This is a genomic window from Pseudomonas sp. TH39(2020) (genome assembly GCF_016650715.1).
GTDB lineage: Bacteria > Pseudomonadota > Gammaproteobacteria > Pseudomonadales > Pseudomonadaceae > Aquipseudomonas > Aquipseudomonas mandelii_C.
Genome location: NZ_JAEKFF010000002.1, coordinates 464,014 through 480,504, shown reverse-complemented (window position 1 = coordinate 480,504; position 16,491 = coordinate 464,014). Strand labels below are relative to the sequence as shown.

Genomic DNA, 16,491 nt, shown 5'->3' with positions numbered 1-16,491 from the left:
TTAACGCCCTCTCAGCAATTTGAGCGTGCCGCGACCGAACATGCGACTACCAGCCGCTGGCGGTGCGGGTCGATCGGACTGTCCGAATCGCGCTTCCAGCCAACGCTGGAAGAAGCCCCAGAGGGTGGTCAGCAGCAGGAAATAAATCGCCACCACCAGGTACAGCTCAAATACCCGGAAGGTCGCCGACGTGACCATTTGCGTGCTCAGCAGCAACTCCTGCACGCCAATCACACTGACCAGTGTCGTATTCTTGAGCATCACGTTGAATTCATTGCCCAATGGCGGAACGATGACCCGGAACGCCTGAGGCAGAACAATTCGCCGCATCAGTTTGGCGAAGGTCATGCCCAGCGAACGCCCAGCCTCGTACTGCCCTTTGTCCACGGCGCCAATCCCCGCACGGATGATCTCGGCCATGTAAGCGCCTTCGTTCAGACCTAGGGCGATAATCGCTGCCTGGATGTTGCCCGGTACCACCAAACCAAACAGCTTCACGTCCTCGAAACGGAAGATCCCACCGGCCGCCAATGCGGTGTAGAGAAAGACGATCTGCACCAACAGTGGCGTGCCGCGCATCAGCCACACGTAAAACCGCACCGGCAGATTGAGTAACGGATTGCGCGACAGACGCAACAGCGCTGCCCCCAGTCCCAACACACAACCCAATGCCATCGCCAGCACACTGATCAGGCAAGTCAGCCAGAGTCCGGTGAGATACACCTCGCTGGGCTGCAAAAGGTATTGCCAGAACACATCCCAATTGAAATTCATCGAGCGTTCGCCTCAGTCGAGTGTGTCGCTGGAAACATGCCACTTGCTCAGTAACTGCACGTAACTGCCGTCGCTGCGCATGTCACTGATGATCTGTTGTACCGCTGCAGTGAGCTGCGGATCATCCTTGCGAACTCCCAAGCCGGTGAGAATACGGCTGAAGGCCGGAACGCCCTCCTCAAAAAGATCAGGCGCCATTGCGGCGTAGTACCCGGCGGTTTCCACTGTGGTGCCGTATGCATCTACCTGACTGATACGCAGAGCCTGAAAGGCGTCGGTGTCAGTGTTGTAAACCACCAGTTTCATCGGCGTCTTGCCAGCTTTGGTCAGCTTTTCGTTCTCGGTATCCAGCAAGGTTTTGATCGTGGAGCCATTGAGCACTGCCACCTTGTGCCCAGACAGTCCATCCAGGGTTTTGATGCCCTTGGGATTGCCTTTTGGAACAACCACTGACTGGCTGGAATACATGTAATTGACGATGTCGATCACCTCCCTGCGTTCGGGCTTGTCGAACAGCTGATCGACGATCATGTCGCACTGCTGGGCGAGCAATGCTGGCAGCAACCCGGAGAAAGGAATGACCCGCCATTGCACCGGTTTGTCTCCCAGGCGCTTGGCGATTTCCAGCCCCAGATCGACCGTCAGGCCCCTGGGTTTTTGCGCCTCATCGAAAGACACCAAGGGCGGTGAGTCCATGCCCGAACAATAAGTGAGTTTGTCGGCCTTTTGCAGTCGCTCCGGCACTTGGGGCGCGGCAACCGCCCACTGTGCACAGAGCCCGAGGGATACAGCCGCAAGTAACATATGGCGTTTATGCATGACGAGACACTCCAGTTGTTTAGTAACGGGGCAGTACTCAAAGTCAAAACACTGTCGGGTTTAAGCCCGATTCTATTTTTCCGATTGCAGAAACTGGATCAGCGCCGGCACCGTGCCCTCGATGTGCTCGCGCACTATTGCCTCCGCCCGGTCGACATCGCCTGAGCGAATGGCGTCAAGGATCACCGCGTGTTCCTGGCGAGCGCTCAAGGGTTTTTCGCTGTGTTGCAGCCACAGGCGCATTGGCGCCTCGATCAGCGAATACAGCGCCGATATCTGCTTCATCAGCCGAGGACGGCCGCTGAGGCTGCACAGGTATTCATGGAAGGCACGATGAAGCCTGACCCATTCGGCGCTTTCGTCGCGGTAGTCATCCATCTCGTCCAGCATGCGTTCCAGAGCCGCCAGCTGACGTTCACCGATCTTGGCAACGGCCACGCGGATGGCCAGCCCCTCCAGGGCACTGCGCATCTCGAAGACTTCGTGCAATTCGTCGAAATCCAGGCCACTGACTATGGCCCCGCGGTTAGGCCGCAGGGTGACCAGGCCTTGAGCATCGAGACGGCGAAAGGCTTCGCGCACTGGCATCCGGCTCATGCCGACTTCGCTGGCAATGTCCTCAGCGATCAGACGGTCGCCTTTGCGGTAACGACCGCCACAGATCGCTTCCAGCAGAAAGTTGTAAGCCTCCTCCTCGGCAGTCATGGGCTGACGTTCAACGTAGGTGGGAGCGAATTGCATAAAGTCACCTTTTGCAGTTTTGTATCCAATTATCCACGGATTCAAAAAAGCAGAAACCGTGCCAGCCTGCTAAAAACTGCCTCAAGTTCTTAATTGGAAAGGAGTTTCGACTCAAAAACTGGTGATCTTTAGATCGGCGTGACACTCGCCGTGTGCTACGAAATGGCCCAGTGCGCCCCAAAATGGGTGAATAACGGTATCCAGGTAACAGCTCATTTCACCTCCGAAGGCTTTCTTTCTCGCGAAAGAGCGCACTACAGAAATTAGCGCTTTAAAAGTTTTACTCGATTAAGTATTTTGCATGGATGATTGGGCGATATCCGCCCCCCTTTTTCATAGCGACAGGGACCTCCCGTGAGCGGACTACGTGAACGTCAGAAAGTCGAACGACGCCAAGCCATCAGCAAGGCAGCGATCGAATTGTTTGAGCGCCAGGGTTTCCAGAACACCACCATCGAACAAATCGCCAACCAGGCTGGGGTGTCGGCGCCCACCGTGTTCAAGTACTTCGGTAACAAGCAGGAAATCATTCTGGAAATCCTGCACGACGCTGACCAGCGAGCACTCAAGGACGCCCGCAGCCAGATGCCTGACATTAAGGATCCAGTCGATGCCATGTGTTACCTGGAGCGGCGGCTGACCGGTTACGCACTGGAGGTCATGCACCCCAGCCTCTGGCGTGAACTGCTGCCACTGATCCTGTTTGGCGGCGACAACGGACTGCCCGAAGGCTATCGCGCCATGAACGATGCGCTCCGGGCTGAAATCAGTGGATTGCTCAGAGAGCTGCAACAGGCTGGCAAGCTACGCGCTGACCTCAACGTCGACCTGGCCGCTTTCCTGTTGAACGACTATTCACACCTGCAGTTGTTCAGGCTGGTCAACCAGGAACCGCCGGATGTCGAGTCCCACTCCGCTCAGGTAAGGCATATCACCGAGCTGCTCTTTTACGGCATGCGGGCCTGAGAAAACACACAGATGCAACCACCTCGCAGGGTGTTTGGCTGAACGCCAAACACCAGAGGGCCGATTATTAAATCGAACGGCGGACCGGTATGAAAAAAGATAATTCGGGCAGTTCAACGATGGAGAGTTCACGCCTGGTGCTGGGCGGCAATGTCTTTGGCTGGACCGTCAACGAACAAGATTCGCTGAAGCTACTCGACGCAGCGTTTGAACTCGGCATCAACACCTTTGATACCGCAGACGCCTATTCCATCTGGGCCAGTGGTAATAGCGGCGGCGAGTCGGAAGCCATCATTGGCAAATGGCTGAGTCAGAACAGCCACCGACGCAGTGAAGTGAAGATTATCACCAAGGTCGGGGCCGAACTCTCGCCCGATCAGCACGGGCTCTCGAAAGACAGAATTCTGCAAGCCGTGGATGATTCGCTGCGTCGGCTGCGAACCGATTACATCGATTTGTACTTCTCCCACTACCCGGATGCCTCGACAGCGCACGAGGAAACCCTGGAGACTTACAGCACGTTGATCGCCTGCGGCAAGGTTCGCTCGATCGGCGCATCCAACTACACCCTCGAAGATCTACAGGCCGCTAAATCCTCTGCCGATCGCCACGCCCTGCCCCATTACGCCTGCCTTCAGGTGGAGTACAACCTCTGTGATCGCCATGACTTCGAACAGCAGTTGCGTGCTTTTGCCCTGGCCGAGGGCTGCGAGGTCCTGACTTACTTCAGCCTCGCGTCGGGTTTCCTCAGTGGCAAATACAAAGGCCTGAATGATCTGACGCATAGTGCTCGCCGCGAGGACCTGGAAAAGTACTTCGATGAGCGCGGCATGCGCATTTTGCACGCTCTGCATCAGGTGGCGCAGGAGCAGCAAGTCTCACCTGCGGAAATCGCCTTGGCCTGGGTCATGCACCAACCCGGCATTACCTCTGCCATAGCGAGTGCCACCAACCTGGAGCAACTAAACAGCCTGGCGCGTTCGACGCAGCTGAGGCTGGATGCTCAAACCCTTGAGCGACTAGACCTCGCCAGTCTCCTTTGAGACTGGCTGTACGCGATAGCCCAGGCACGTGGCTGGCATGACCGGCCACAGTGCCCCTCACCTCAGGTCTTGAAACGCTCCAGCAAACGTCCTTGCTCTGTGGCCTGTCCACTGACATCAGCGATCTCCTGCGCCGATTCACGTGCGCTGACCGTCAGGTCCTCGCTTAGCCGGCGGATGCGACCGACCGAACTGTTGATCTGCTCCGACACCGCGCTCTGTTCTTCGGCAGCGCTGGCAATCTGGACGTTCATCTGAGCCACCCGACCTATGCCTTCACCGACGCCGTACAGCGACTCGACTAACGCACCAAACAGCGCCGCCAGTTCTTGGCCCAGACTCTGGTTCAAAGTCATCGAATGCACGACGACGACGGTATCCTGCTGCAGGTCTTCGATAATCAAGCGCGTTTCCTGAATCGAGTCCTGAATGCGGCTGGACAGGTTGCGCACCTCATCGGCCACCACGGCAAACCCTCTTCCATATTCACCAGCCCGTGCAGCCTCGATCGCTGCGTTGAGCGCCAGCAGGTTGGTCTGTTCGGCGATGTCGCGGATGATGTCGAGGACGCTGCCGATCTTTTCACTCTTGACGGACAGCTGGTTGACCTGACGGTTGGCGTTGGCCAGGTCCTCGCCCTGACGGGCAACTATTTGGGTGGTTCTTTCGATCAGCCCCGTGCCGTCGTCGATGGCCTGCAAAATAGCCCCCGTCGCTTCCGACGCCGATGCGGTATTGCGAGCAATCTCCTGCGCCGAAAGGTTCATCTGGTACATAGCCGTTGCGACCTGATCGATGTCCTGGCGCTGGTGCTCCATGGTTTGCAAGTTGGCGGTGCTGCCTTGGGCAGATCTGGCCGCCGCTGCCCGCAACTCGGTCATCGAGCCCTTGAGACGGGTGACGATAGGCTGCAACACATCAAGAAAAGCGTTTAGCCCGCTGGCCACCCCGCCCAGTTCGTCGGCACGGGCGTAGTCCAGGCGCTTGACCAGATCGCCTTCGCCACGGGCCAGATCGTCGGCCATCAGTGACATTGCTCGCAGTGGTCGTACGATGCTCAGGGACGCGAGCCAGATCACCACCAGTCCAAAAACCGTCAGCGCCAAGCCCATCAGCACCTCCTTTTGCACTGCCGCTAGGAGGTGCTCATTCATCGCTTCGTGCAACTTAAGCAGCGGTGCGAACATCTGCTCTGAGGGTACCTTGACCACTATGCGCCAAGGCTCGGCCCCTGGAATGGGTGAGAACGCCTGACTGACGAGCAAATCCTGCAGCGGCCGTGATTGTCCTGACAATAATGCGGAAGACTCCACGCCAGGTTCCTTGAATTGACCGCCCAGTGCATCCTTGTCCAGCGTACTGCCAGCAACCAGTCCAGAGGCGCTGACAATCCACACATCCCCACCCTGCCCCGGCAAGCCTGCCTTGGCGGCCAGGGATAAGGCTTGAATCTGGCTTAACTGAATGTCGATACCCAGCACCGCCACCACGCGACCGTGATCGATCACTGGCAGGGTCAGCGAGGTCATGAGAATCGGACTGCCAGAGGCATCATCGAGATAGGGATTCAGCAGACAAGGCTGCATCGTTCGTAGCGGGCAGTCATACCAGGTGCGGGACACCTTGCCGTCGGCCATGGGCGTGTCGTCGACAATGCTCTTTTCTTGCACCGTGACTTGCTCCATCTTCCCGCCGCTCTGGCGAAACCAGACCGGTGCAAAACGCCCCAGCTCGTTGCTACCCAGTTCGCTCTGTCCGGCAAAGCGCGCGTCCTGCCCGTCGAAAGCGTTGGGCTCGAAGGCGACATAAGTGCTGATAAACATCGGATTGGCTTGCAAGCTGGCCTGCAACTGCCCAGTGATGTAGGCCCTGGCGTGCTCTGGTGTCAGCGCCCCACTACGGCTAAGCGACATGATTCGCATGACCTCCGCTGATGAGGCCTCACCGACGCGCAGGGCATCGCGGAAAAACACCTGGACGCCAGAGGACTGAAAACCGACGGACTCGGCCACGCGCTCCTCGATAGCCTGGGTCAGGCTGGCAGAGGTCAACCCCTCGGCGCGCTGACTCAAGCCACTCATTTCCTTGATTGCGGTGCCGATCAGGGCCAAGGCCAACAGTGTCAGGCATAGCCCGACCAGTAGAATAATTCGGGCTCGTAAAGTGACAAACATGGCGCGTCTCCTGTGCCGAGCGGCTACACAAAAAAATGGCGACATGCCTGTCGCCGATCAGAAAAAGAGCCCGTCACACCTCCCTGCACTGCCTGTCATCCACACGCGTCCAACCGGCGATGCGCGCCAGCGACAAGGGTTAACAGAGGCCGTACTCAACAGCAGAGGTGAATCTCGGGCATCAATAGAAGCGGTAGCAGCGAATCACTACCTGACTTGCATTGGGGTAATGCACCTGGCCGATAAAGCTTGCACGGGTGAGCCAGTCCAGGCGCCCCTTAGGCACTTGAAACACCGGCGTGCAGGTACAGTGGTACTCCGTTTCGGGAATCGGCCACTGGCCTTGTCGCTCCAGCTGGCGACCGTATTCGGTCATGTTCAGCAGGCCGATGTTACGGATGTTGATCAACTCCCCCTGGTCGGTACGCAAGCTGTAGCGTGCGTCCAGTTGACCGACGCCGTCAGGGCGCAGCAGGAAGATATCCTCGCCCCCGGCCAACACCTGACCTTTGAAGTCCAGCCCTTCGAAATCCCCCCCGACAATAGGATAGTTGCAACGCACTCCCTCGACGCTCTCCCCCAACATCAGCCCAGGGCCGATATCGACGCACAGGGTCAGCACCCGCTGCAGATTGGGTGCAGCGCCCATCAACTCCAATGGTTCAGCCATGGCAAACACTCCTGTGTGGCCCGGCACAAAAGCACCGGGCCACAATGATCAGAGATTGGTCTTGATGCTGGTCCAGGTGCGAGTGCGGATCCGCTCCATGGCTGGCGGCATGGGCTGTAAAGCGAACAGGGTTTTGCGCGCTTCGTCCGGCACATACATGTTGGGGTTGTTACGGATGTCGGCGTTCACCAGCGCGGTGGCATCCTTGTTCGGGTTGGGGTAACCGATCTTGTTGCTGATCCGGGCGATCACATCGGGGCGAAGGATGTAGTTGATGAACTCGTAGGCCTCCTTGGTGTGGGGTGCGTTAACCGGCACCATCATCACGTCTGACCACATCGGCGCACCTTCCTTGGGTAACGCCATTTCCACCCTCACACCCTTGCCCGCAGCATCGGCCAGGCTTTTGGCCAGCGCCACGCCGCCCGACCAGCCAACGGCGACGCAGATGTCACCGTTGGCGAGGTCCATGCCATAGCGCGACGAGTTGAAGTAGGTGACGTAAGGGCGAATCTTCATCATTGCCGCCTGAGCCTGCGGGTAGTCCTCGCGTTTCTGGCTGTTGGGATCGAGGCCCTTGTAGTGCAAGGCGATGGGCAAGATCTCGTTGGCTGCATCGAGAAAACCGACGCCACAACTGGCCAGCTTGCTGAGGTTCTCTTCCTTGAAGATCATGTCCCAGGTGTTCATCTGCACATTGGCGCCCAGAATCTGCTGAACCTTGTCGACGTTGTAGCCGATCAGCGTGGTGCCCCACAGGTAGGGCGCAGCGTAGCGGTTGCCCGTGTCACCCACCGCCTCCAGGGTTTTCATGAACTCCGGGTCCAGATGCTGCCAGTTCGGCAACTGGCTGCGGTCCAGAGGCTGGACAGCACCCGCCGCGATCAAGTGACTCAGGTTGGCGCTGCCGGGGTAGACAACATCATAGCCAGAGTTGCCGGTGAGCAGCTTGGACTCCAGGGTCTCGACGCTGTCGAACACGTCATAGATCGGACGGATCCCGGTTTCCTCCTGAAAACTCTTGAGGATCTCCGGTGGCAAGTATTCGATCCAGTTATAGATGCGCACCGTGCGCTCTTCAGCCAGGGAAACGCCCGCCGTCAGCAACGACAGCGCAACGGACAACAGGGTGTTACGTACATGCTTGTTCATAATGAAACACTCCTACGCGGCCGCGGGGCTCGCGACACTTAATAGCGGTAGGTGAAGTACAGTTCCAGCGCGCTGAACTTCTGATCATCGCCGAATACTTGCTTGGCAGCGGCCAGCGGCTTGACCCAGTTATACGACAGTGACGTATAGAACGACGGAGTCGGCGTCCAGTCGAGGAAAACCACGCTTTCATCGGCAAAGCGCCGATCGCTGACGGGGGCGCCCATGTAGTTTTTCTCGTCCAGCCAGAACTGATAGTGAATCGCACCGAGGGTCAGCGTTGGGTTCAGGTGAGTTTTGAGTGAGAACTGCTGAACATTTTCGTTGCTGTTGAACAACAGATAGTTACCAACAACATCCCCCACCAGCCAGGTGCTCCAGTCGACGAAGCCTTTGCTCAGAGGGTCCCAAGCTTTCTGGCGATTGTCGGTGAGGTTGTCATCGCCGGAAAATCTGGCATAGCGATAGCCGATGACCGGCGTCAGAGGCAAGCTATTGAACGCGTAGTCTGCCTGGCCATACCAAGCGTTGGCATCGTAATCGACGCCCTCGCCACTGCCTTTCTCCAGCGCATATTCGGCGTTGAGCGTCAGGGCGGACACGCCCGGCAACTTGGCGTTGAGTGCCCTTACGTTGTACACCAGCATCCCGTCCCGGAATCGAGGGGCGGTACTGCCCTTGGGGCCCAGCGCATGAACCTTCATCGCCATGGCACCCAGCGTCACCTGGTCGTCGAGGTTGTAGTCCAGGTTCGCGCCCGTCATGCGGAAGTCACCCAGATCGTCGTCGGTTCGCAAGGTGAAGGCCTGGCTCTTCAAGGCCCCATGATCCCAGGCCAGGATGGCCGAATCCTTGAAGGCGGTTCTGGGGCCAAGCCAGTAAGCGCCGTCCTTGAGCTGATCGAGGTTACCGTCCATGACGATGAAGCCAGTACCAATCATGTAGTTCTGGCGCCCGGCAGTCAGCGTCCATTCCCCGGCGCGGAAACCACCGTAGAGTTCTTCGGCGGCCACATCACCGTCAGAGCTGCGCGTAAAGCCGCCGGCATCGCCATCGCCCAAGGTCGTCGCCGCCACGAGCGAGCCGCCGGCCAGCAGGCTGAAGTCAGGCTGCAGCGAGTAATCCAGCTTGATACCTGGCTTGACGTAGAACTCCTGCCAGTCGATTTCCGTGCCGCCATTTTTGCCGCTGCGCACATCGACGCGGCCACTGCCAAAGTTGACGTTGCGAGTGGAAATAGTCGCCCCCCGGCGCTGAGATTGACCTCACCCTTGAGGTTGCCGTCCTCGAAGGTGTAGCCAGCCAACGCAACGTGGGTGGTCAGGGGTAAGCCGAACGCTAAGAGCGCTCGAGAGAAACGCGTCATCGAAACCATATGAAGCTCCTGCGTGATTATTATTGTTACAGGGCAGTGAAATGGCGGCGCAGTACGCCGCCAACACCTGGCCGAGCCAGGCGAATAGGACGCAAACTTCTTGTATTTATGGGGCGTTTCAGTCGCTAAGGTGCGCAGCAATGGCACGCAGCATGCGCACACTGTCAGCATCGAATTGGCTGACGGCGTCGGTCAGCGATGACTGCTTGACGATCACTACACCGGACCGCTTGTCGACAAACAGGTATTGGCCGTGAATACCACCGGCCATAATCGCCTGGCTGTGGTCGTTGAAGACGTACCACTGGCTACGGTAGGAAGCGCCGGGGGTCCAGTTGGAGAAGTCAGAGTCTTTGGCGTAGATCGCTGGATCGGCACCGGCGAAGAGACGTGCGACCGTCTCGGTCGACAGCAGTTGCAGTCCATCCTGGCGACCATCGTTGGCCAGCAGGCGACCGAAACGCGCCATGTCACGCAAAGTGGCGCTGAAACCGGCACCGGCGACGCTGCGCCCCCACGGGTCGGCCATAAAGTAGCCGTCACGCTCACACCCCAATTGGCTCCAGATTTCTTGCAGTAACTGATCGCAGGCCTTGCCCGAGGCGCGCTCCATGACCCAGGCCAAGGCTTCGGTAGTGGCGGTCACGTAATGAAAAACGCCACCGTGGGTGCCGCGTTTTTTTAGAGACGGCAGGTATTGGTACAACGACTCGAACTGGGCGTATTGCGCAGGTGCAGGCTGAAAACCGCAGGCATAGCCGTATTGCGAACTCTCCGAGTTGGGGTCGTCATAGACTTCGCTGTACTCAATGCCCACGGCCATGTCGAACAGCTGGCGTACGGTGGCATCACCAAACGCGCTGCCCACCAACTCAGGCACGTAATACGCTGCGGGCAACGTAGGGTTGAGTAAACCGTCACAGACCAGTTGCTCACCGAGAGTGCCGATCAGTGACTTGGTCACCGAGAACATGATGTGCCGGTCTCGGGGCCGCTGACCGTTGAAGTAGCGCTCGAACAGCACGGTGTCGCCCTGCATCACCAAAAAGGCATCGGTCTGACTGGCCACCAGGTGATCGATGACGCTGATTACCAGACCACACTCACTGTCGAAGTGCAGCTCATCCAACGCGTGTGCAAATTCTTGCAAAGTACTGACCGGCCCGGAACCCGCCTGCACATCAATGGAGGGACGCAGGCGCGCCAGATTACGGAAACCCCACTGGCTGAACGGCGGGCGCATCCAATTGTTCCAGGTGACGCGGCGTTGCGGCTCTGCCGGGAAGCCCTGCATAAGCAAAGGCGCCTGGCGCGCGTCGAATGACGTTCCATTAGTCTCGATGTAAAGACTGGCCAGTGAAGGCACGGTGTTCTGACTCATCGGGTTGACCCTGAAAATGACTCTGCGTGCGAGCAGATGCAGGGAAATAATTACCCGATATTATTTTTTAGTCAATAAAACATTTATCTCAATTAAATTACTTTGAGCGCTCAGCGCGGACCTACCCTCCTCTGGTGTCGCGTGTCACCGCCCGGTAAGTGCGCAACTCCTGAAAGCGGCCTCAAATCCCGCCCTCGCCAGCAAGCCATTGAGTAGCATCCTTCCAATCGCCCCGGGTTCGTAGACACCTCCAGGCCTTAATCTGAGGCCAATCAGGAGGTGCCATGAGCAACCCGCGTTTTACCAAAGAATTCAAAATCCAAGCGGTCAATCAAGTGACCGAAAAGAAACTGCCTGTCGCTGATGTAGCTGCACCGACTTGGCGTGTCGACTCATAGCCTCTATGCGTGGTAAAGCGCTACAGGAAACCTCAAGAAGTACGACAGCAAGACGATGATCAGCACGCTGAACTGCGCCATCTACGAGTGGAGCTCAAGCGGGTCACTGAAGAGCGAGACATCTTAAAAAGGCCGCCGCGTACTTTGCCAAGGAGTGCGGTTGAAGTACGCCTTTATCAAGCAGCGAGCAGACGACTATTCCATACGACGGCTTTGCCTGACGTTGAAAGTCCACCCCAGCGGTTATTACGCTTGGTTGGCCATTGATGCGCTACTGATGGCGGTTTGGAGGCGAAAACCGAAACAGGAGATGATGGTTCACTTCGACCAGGGCAGCCAGTACAGCAGCTCCGATTGGCGCAGTTTTTTGAAGGCGAACAATTTGGTTGCCAGCATGAGTCGCCGAGGCAACTGTCATGACAACGCCGTAGCCGAGAGCTTTTTCCAGCTTCTGAAGCGGGAGCGGATAATGCGGAAAATCTACGCCACGCGGCAAGATGCTCGTAGCGATGTGTTCGATTACATCGAGAGGTTCTACAACGCAAAACGCCGCCATGGTTTCAACAGTCAGTTGGCACCGGTAGAGTTTGAAAAGCGTTACACAATGAGCTTGCAAGATGTCTAGAGAATCCGGGGCGATTCAACAGATCCATGCCATCTTGGCGGGCCCACCATGTATCGACCCGCAGTGCGTTAGCGCAAAGAGGAAAAATACTGTGTAGGCGGTTTACCCATTGCTTTCTTGAACATCGTAATGAATGCATTAACGGAGTCATATCCCAGAATGCCAGCCACACGTTGCACAGAGACCCCCTCTGCCAAATGGCTCAGAGCGATGATCAGATGCAGTTGCTGGCGCCATCGTCCAAAGCTCAGCCCGGTAGTGCTTTCCACCAGTCTGGCTAGCGATCGTTCGCTGGTTGCAAGCCGAGCTGCCCACTGGCGCAGAGTGGTCCGGTCGCCAGGGTCTGCAAAGAGCGTATCGGCAATTGAATGAATGAGTCAATCAACAAGGGCGACAGGTAGCCTGACACGGAGGGCAACAGACGAAAAAAGGTCTTTCTCCATACCGGCCTGAACATTTGTACATTGTTGAAAACAATTATCGCAAGTGCCTTTTTTGTGCCCGCAACACAGCCCCAAATATAGACACTATGGCCGCGAGAAGGCTTATCAAACACAAAGGGTGCCTTAGGGGGGAACTACACCCTGAACTGTTCCATCAATCTCATCTGCTGAGTGGTCAGGCTATGCAGTTGGCTGGCAACCTGCGCCGACTCGGTGGCTTGCTCGGTCAGGGTTTCGGTCACACTGCGGATTGCCGAGATATTGCGATTGACCTCTTCGGCGACTGCACTCTGCTCTTCCGCCGCGCTGGCGATCTGCAGGTTCATGTCGCTGATGACCGTGACCGCATCACTGATCTTGCCCAGCGCCTGAAGTGCCTTTTGGACTTGTCCTACATTACTGTGAGCCTTGGTTTGGCTCACGTGCATCGCCACCACGACACCGCGAGTACCGTTCTGGATGCGCTCGATGACCTGGCGGATTTCCTCCACGGAATCCTGGGTTCGTCTGGCCAGATTGCGCACTTCGTCGGCGACCACCGCGAAACCACGCCCGCTTTCGCCCGCACGGGCGGCTTCGATAGCCGCATTGAGGGCAAGCAGATTGGTCTGTTCAGCAATGCTGCGGATGACGTCCAGGACCGTGCCGATCTGTTCGCTATCGACCGCCAGCGCTTCGACTTCGGTCACCGCCTTGCTGACGTCCGCGGCTAGGATGCCGATGTCACGGGTACTGCGCTCAATTATGCCGACCCCATCCCTGGCCGATTGGTCGGCCGCGCGGGCAGCCTGAGCGGCATTTGACGCGCTATTGGCAACATCATGGGCGGTCGCGCTCATTTCGTTTGAAGCCGTGGCCACCTGATCGATCTCACGAAACTGCACCTGCATGCTTTCGCTGGTCTGCCTAGCGATTAACGAAGACTGATCGGCGGTTCCGCGGGCATCGAGGGTGTTTTGCTTTATCAGGGTGATGGTCGGTTGCAACTTGTCGAGAAAGCGGTTGAACCAGTTGACCAGTTCGCCCAACTCGTCTTTCTTGCTGTACTGCAAACGCTGGGTCAGGTCGCCATCGCCGCTGGCAATCGCCTTGAGCATACCGGCTACGCGAGTGATCGGCTGGGTCACGCTTGAGGCGGTCATCCAGATCAGTAAGCACCCCAGCAGGCAGGCTCCAGTGGCCATCAGCAGGGCTTGGAGGGTGCCGTTGGATTGGGCTTTATCGAACACCGTTTGAAGTTTATCTGCATCGGCCAGCAGTACTTGGTGCGGTACGTCGATGGCCACGCCCCAGGCTTTTGCATCAGCAATCGGTTTGACCGGATAGACGGCCCGGATCAGCCCCTCTTGGTGAAGGATCTTCGGCGTATCACCGTCCAGTGAGGCAATGATTTGTTTACCCTCCTCGCCAAGCGCTTCCCCCATATTTGCGCCAACCTGGGTGGCGTCGAAGCTGAAGGCGGCGAGTATGCCCGTGTCGGAGACAATCAGCATACGACCCGAGCCATTAAACAAACTGCTCTGGGCGACGTTGGCAGCTGCCTGCAGTGAGTCCAGCGCGATGTCCAGGCCCACTACACCTATGACCTTGTCGCCGACGATCAAAGGCAGGGAGATGGTCGTCATCAATATCCGCTTACCGTCGACGGTGTCTGCGAAAGGCGCCATAAGACAAGGCCGCTTGCTGTCCCGAGGACACGTGTACCAGCTGTTATAGGGAGCACCACTGATGCTGAGCGCCGTGCTGCCAAGGTCGCTCTCGTTGATCTGCAGGCTCATCACCTGACCGGTGCCACGGTTCCAAGCACTGGCGAAGCGCCCCGACTCATTAGACGCACGGGCCGTGTCATGGGCGAACTCGGCGTCCTTTCCATCCAAGGCATTACGTTCATAGACCAGCCATACGCCCAGCACTCCGGGATTGCGCTCGAAAGTGGTCTTGATGCTTTGATTAAGTTCTTCACGCAGTGCTGCGGCTGTCAGTCCACGATGGTTTGCCATATTGCGCAAATAGTTCGCCTGGTCGGCCAGAGCAGTGATGACGGTCAGGCCGGTACCGAAGGTCTTCTGTAAACTCGCAGCCTGCTCGGAAGCTTTTGCCAGTAGCAGGTTCTCGCCACTGCCGGTGAGCATCTGGCTGCTGGATTGACTGATCATCTGCTTGTTCAGATTGCTTTGATAAAGATTCATGCCAACGATCAGGCCCATCACGCCGAGCAGGCAGAGCCCGGATAAAAGCACGATCTTCAAGCGAATAGACATGGCGTCGAACATGGAACTGCCTCATGGATGAACAATATGTTTTGTCAGTCAGATAAGTGCTTCCACCTACTTGGCATTGGCACTATGCGCAGCCTGCAAAAGCAAGACTGCGCGGTTGTGCGTTTCAGCATTCGTGTGGACGGCCGCAGAGACGGCGCTACAGTTCGGTCAGTGCTTGACCATCACGTGGCGAATCACGGTGTAATCCTCCAAGCCGTACATCGACATATCTTTGCCGTAGCCGGACTGCTTTACACCACCGTGCGGCATTTCGCTCATCAGCATGAAATGGGTATTGACCCAGGTGCAGCCGTACTGCAGGCGTGCCGCAAGACGGTGAGCTCGCCCTACGTCAGAGGTCCACACCGATGATGCCAGGCCATAATCAGAGTCGTTTGCCCAGGACAGTGCCTGCGCCTCGTCTTCAAATTCGGTCACGGAAACCACCGGGCCGAAAATCTCCCGACGCACCACTTCGTCGTCTTGCCGCGCGCCGGCAAGTACCGTGGGTTCGAAGAAGTAACCGGGACCTTCCACGCGCTTCCCGCCCGTCACGACTTCTATGTGTGGCAGTAACCGTGCTCGATCCACGAAGCCGACAACACGGTCCAAGTGCTGTTGGGTGATCAGCGGCCCCAGCTCAGTCTCAGGATCATCCTGAAGACCAAACTTGATACTGGATACGGCGGTGCCGAGCTTTTCAACGAGGCGAGCGTAAATGCCTTTTTGCGCATAGATCCGGCAGGCTGCGGTGCAATCCTGGCCGGCGTTATAGAAACCGAAATTACGTATGCCCTCTACAGCCGCATCGATGTCTGCGTCGTCGAAAATGATGACGGGGGCTTTGCCTCCCAATTCCATATGCATACGCTTAACGGTGTCAGCGGTGCCGGCGATGATATGACTGCCGGTGGCCACTGACCCCGTCAGTGAGACCATCCGCACTTTCTCGTGGGTAGTAAGCGGCTTGCCTACACTGGGCCCTCGTCCGAACACAACATTGACCACGCCTGCAGGGAAAACCGTGGCCATTAACGAGCCTAACTTAAGCGCCGTCAGCGGTGTCTGTTCGGAAGGCTTGAGGACAACGGTATTGCCGGCCGCCAAGGCGGGAGCCAGTTTCCACGCGGCCATCATCAGTGGATAGTTCCAAGGCGCGATCGAGGCGACGACACCCACGGGATCGCGCCGGATCATCGAAGTATGACCTGGCAAATACTCGCCCGCCGCCGAGCCTTGCAGACACCGGCTCGCACCCGCGAAAAAACGAAATACATCAGACACGCCAGGCAGTTCGTCGCCCAAGGCGGCCGCGTAAGGTTTGCCACAATTATTCGATTCCAGCCGGGCCAGTTCTACGGCATGGCTATCGATGAGGTCAGCCAGTTTGAGCAACAACAGCGAGCGATCCTTTGGCGTGGTCTGGGACCAGCTCTCGAAGGCGGCGTCAGCGGCTTGCACTGCGCTATCAACTTGCGCAGGCGTAGCCTCGGCAATGTCCACTAGCGCGATCCCCAGAGAAGGGTTCATTACCGCGAGCCGCTCGCCTTCGCCTGCGACCAATTCGCCGTTGATGAGCATTTTAATGTGCATAGGCGTCTCCAATGAGTGCAGGCGCCAGATGCCTGTACTCAGAAAGAATTTAGATTTAACGGACAATAAGTTGCTG

Annotated in this window: 11 protein-coding genes and 5 pseudogenes; 3 read left to right on the top strand and 13 right to left on the bottom strand. The window is 57.5% G+C overall.

All coding sequences use genetic code 11. The annotated features are described in order from the left end of the window. The 3 genes from JFU47_RS02170 to JFU47_RS02160 all read right to left on the bottom strand — a co-directional run bounded on the left by JFU47_RS02170 (position 1) and on the right by JFU47_RS02160 (position 2,334). Positions 1-774 carry an amino acid ABC transporter permease gene (locus JFU47_RS02170; protein ID WP_201180450.1) on the bottom strand — a complete coding sequence of 258 codons (774 nt, stop codon included), beginning with the start codon at positions 772-774 and terminating at the stop codon, positions 1-3. A 12-nt stretch (positions 775-786) separates the two neighbouring features. Next, on the bottom strand, positions 787-1,593 hold the full coding sequence (locus JFU47_RS02165; protein ID WP_201180449.1) for an ABC transporter substrate-binding protein: 807 nt from the start codon (positions 1,591-1,593) through the stop codon (positions 787-789). 72 nt (positions 1,594-1,665) lie between these two features. After that, positions 1,666-2,334 (bottom strand): GntR family transcriptional regulator, encoded by a 669-nt coding sequence (locus tag JFU47_RS02160; RefSeq protein WP_201180448.1) that lies wholly within the window; start codon positions 2,332-2,334, stop codon positions 1,666-1,668. Positions 2,335-2,688: 354 nt separating this feature from the next. Here JFU47_RS02160 and JFU47_RS02155 point away from each other — a divergent pair, with 354 nt between their 5' ends. Together JFU47_RS02155 and JFU47_RS02150 are read left to right on the top strand one after the other, a co-directional pair. Beyond that, positions 2,689-3,300 (top strand): TetR/AcrR family transcriptional regulator, encoded by a 612-nt coding sequence (locus tag JFU47_RS02155; protein ID WP_140678297.1) that lies wholly within the window; start codon positions 2,689-2,691, stop codon positions 3,298-3,300. 89 nt (positions 3,301-3,389) lie between these two features. Then, positions 3,390-4,343, top strand: coding sequence for an aldo/keto reductase (locus JFU47_RS02150; RefSeq protein ID WP_201180447.1), 954 nt, complete (start codon positions 3,390-3,392; stop codon positions 4,341-4,343). A 62-nt stretch (positions 4,344-4,405) separates the two neighbouring features. On the opposite strand, the gene JFU47_RS33465 is transcribed toward JFU47_RS02150, so the two are convergent. From JFU47_RS33465 to JFU47_RS02125, 6 genes and pseudogenes are all read right to left on the bottom strand, one after another. Further along, positions 4,406-5,161, bottom strand: a complete 756-nt coding sequence (locus tag JFU47_RS33465; protein ID WP_430539781.1) for a methyl-accepting chemotaxis protein — start codon at positions 5,159-5,161, stop codon at positions 4,406-4,408. A 102-nt stretch (positions 5,162-5,263) separates the two neighbouring features. Further along, a pseudogene (locus tag JFU47_RS33460) lies at positions 5,264-6,256 on the bottom strand (PDC sensor domain-containing protein); the annotation flags it as partial. A gap of 442 nt (positions 6,257-6,698) precedes the next feature. Beyond that, positions 6,699-7,187 (bottom strand): DUF3237 domain-containing protein, encoded by a 489-nt coding sequence (locus JFU47_RS02140; RefSeq protein ID WP_201180445.1) that lies wholly within the window; start codon positions 7,185-7,187, stop codon positions 6,699-6,701. Positions 7,188-7,235: 48 nt separating this feature from the next. Further along, positions 7,236-8,339: a polyamine ABC transporter substrate-binding protein gene (locus tag JFU47_RS02135; protein WP_201180444.1), complete on the bottom strand. Its 1,104-nt coding sequence runs from the start codon at positions 8,337-8,339 to the stop codon at positions 7,236-7,238. 38 nt (positions 8,340-8,377) lie between these two features. Further along, positions 8,378-9,714, bottom strand: a pseudogene (locus tag JFU47_RS02130) (alginate export family protein). Between the two features lie 118 nt (positions 9,715-9,832). Continuing rightward, on the bottom strand, positions 9,833-11,095 hold the full coding sequence (locus tag JFU47_RS02125) for a serine hydrolase domain-containing protein (protein ID WP_201180443.1): 1,263 nt from the start codon (positions 11,093-11,095) through the stop codon (positions 9,833-9,835). 284 nt (positions 11,096-11,379) lie between these two features. On the opposite strand from JFU47_RS02125, the pseudogene JFU47_RS02120 reads away from it, so the two are divergent. Then, positions 11,380-12,118, top strand: a pseudogene (locus JFU47_RS02120) (IS3 family transposase). Between the two features lie 68 nt (positions 12,119-12,186). Here the strand turns inward: JFU47_RS02120 and JFU47_RS02115 are convergent. The 4 genes and pseudogenes from JFU47_RS02115 to JFU47_RS02105 form a co-directional block, all read right to left on the bottom strand. Beyond that, positions 12,187-12,441, bottom strand: coding sequence for a helix-turn-helix domain-containing protein (locus JFU47_RS02115; protein ID WP_207202841.1), 255 nt, complete (start codon positions 12,439-12,441; stop codon positions 12,187-12,189). Positions 12,442-12,695: 254 nt separating this feature from the next. Then, positions 12,696-13,208 (bottom strand): annotated as a pseudogene (locus tag JFU47_RS33455) (methyl-accepting chemotaxis protein); the annotation flags it as partial. Positions 13,209-13,553: 345 nt separating this feature from the next. Then, positions 13,554-14,339: pseudogene (locus tag JFU47_RS33450) on the bottom strand (PDC sensor domain-containing protein); the annotation flags it as partial. Between the two features lie 651 nt (positions 14,340-14,990). Next, on the bottom strand, positions 14,991-16,415 hold the full coding sequence (locus tag JFU47_RS02105; RefSeq protein WP_201180441.1) for a gamma-aminobutyraldehyde dehydrogenase: 1,425 nt from the start codon (positions 16,413-16,415) through the stop codon (positions 14,991-14,993). Positions 16,416-16,491: the final 76 nt, after the last annotated feature.

What these genes read in the sequence shown, in the direction of transcription:
- JFU47_RS02170 (WP_201180450.1), bottom strand. Translation starts at nt 774, where the DNA reads ATGAATTTCAATTGGGATGTGTTCTGGCAATACCTTTTGCAGCCCAGC.
- JFU47_RS02165 (WP_201180449.1), bottom strand. Translation starts at nt 1,593, where the DNA reads ATGCATAAACGCCATATGTTACTTGCGGCTGTATCCCTCGGGCTCTGT.
- JFU47_RS02160 (WP_201180448.1), bottom strand. Translation starts at nt 2,334, where the DNA reads ATGCAATTCGCTCCCACCTACGTTGAACGTCAGCCCATGACTGCCGAG.
- JFU47_RS02150 (WP_201180447.1), top strand. Translation starts at nt 3,390, where the DNA reads ATGAAAAAAGATAATTCGGGCAGTTCAACGATGGAGAGTTCACGCCTG.
- JFU47_RS33465 (WP_430539781.1), bottom strand. Translation starts at nt 5,161, where the DNA reads ATGGAGCACCAGCGCCAGGACATCGATCAGGTCGCAACGGCTATGTAC.
- JFU47_RS02140 (WP_201180445.1), bottom strand. Translation starts at nt 7,187, where the DNA reads ATGGCTGAACCATTGGAGTTGATGGGCGCTGCACCCAATCTGCAGCGG.
- JFU47_RS02135 (WP_201180444.1), bottom strand. Translation starts at nt 8,339, where the DNA reads ATGAACAAGCATGTACGTAACACCCTGTTGTCCGTTGCGCTGTCGTTG.
- JFU47_RS02125 (WP_201180443.1), bottom strand. Translation starts at nt 11,095, where the DNA reads ATGAGTCAGAACACCGTGCCTTCACTGGCCAGTCTTTACATCGAGACT.
- JFU47_RS02105 (WP_201180441.1), bottom strand. Translation starts at nt 16,415, where the DNA reads ATGCACATTAAAATGCTCATCAACGGCGAATTGGTCGCAGGCGAAGGC.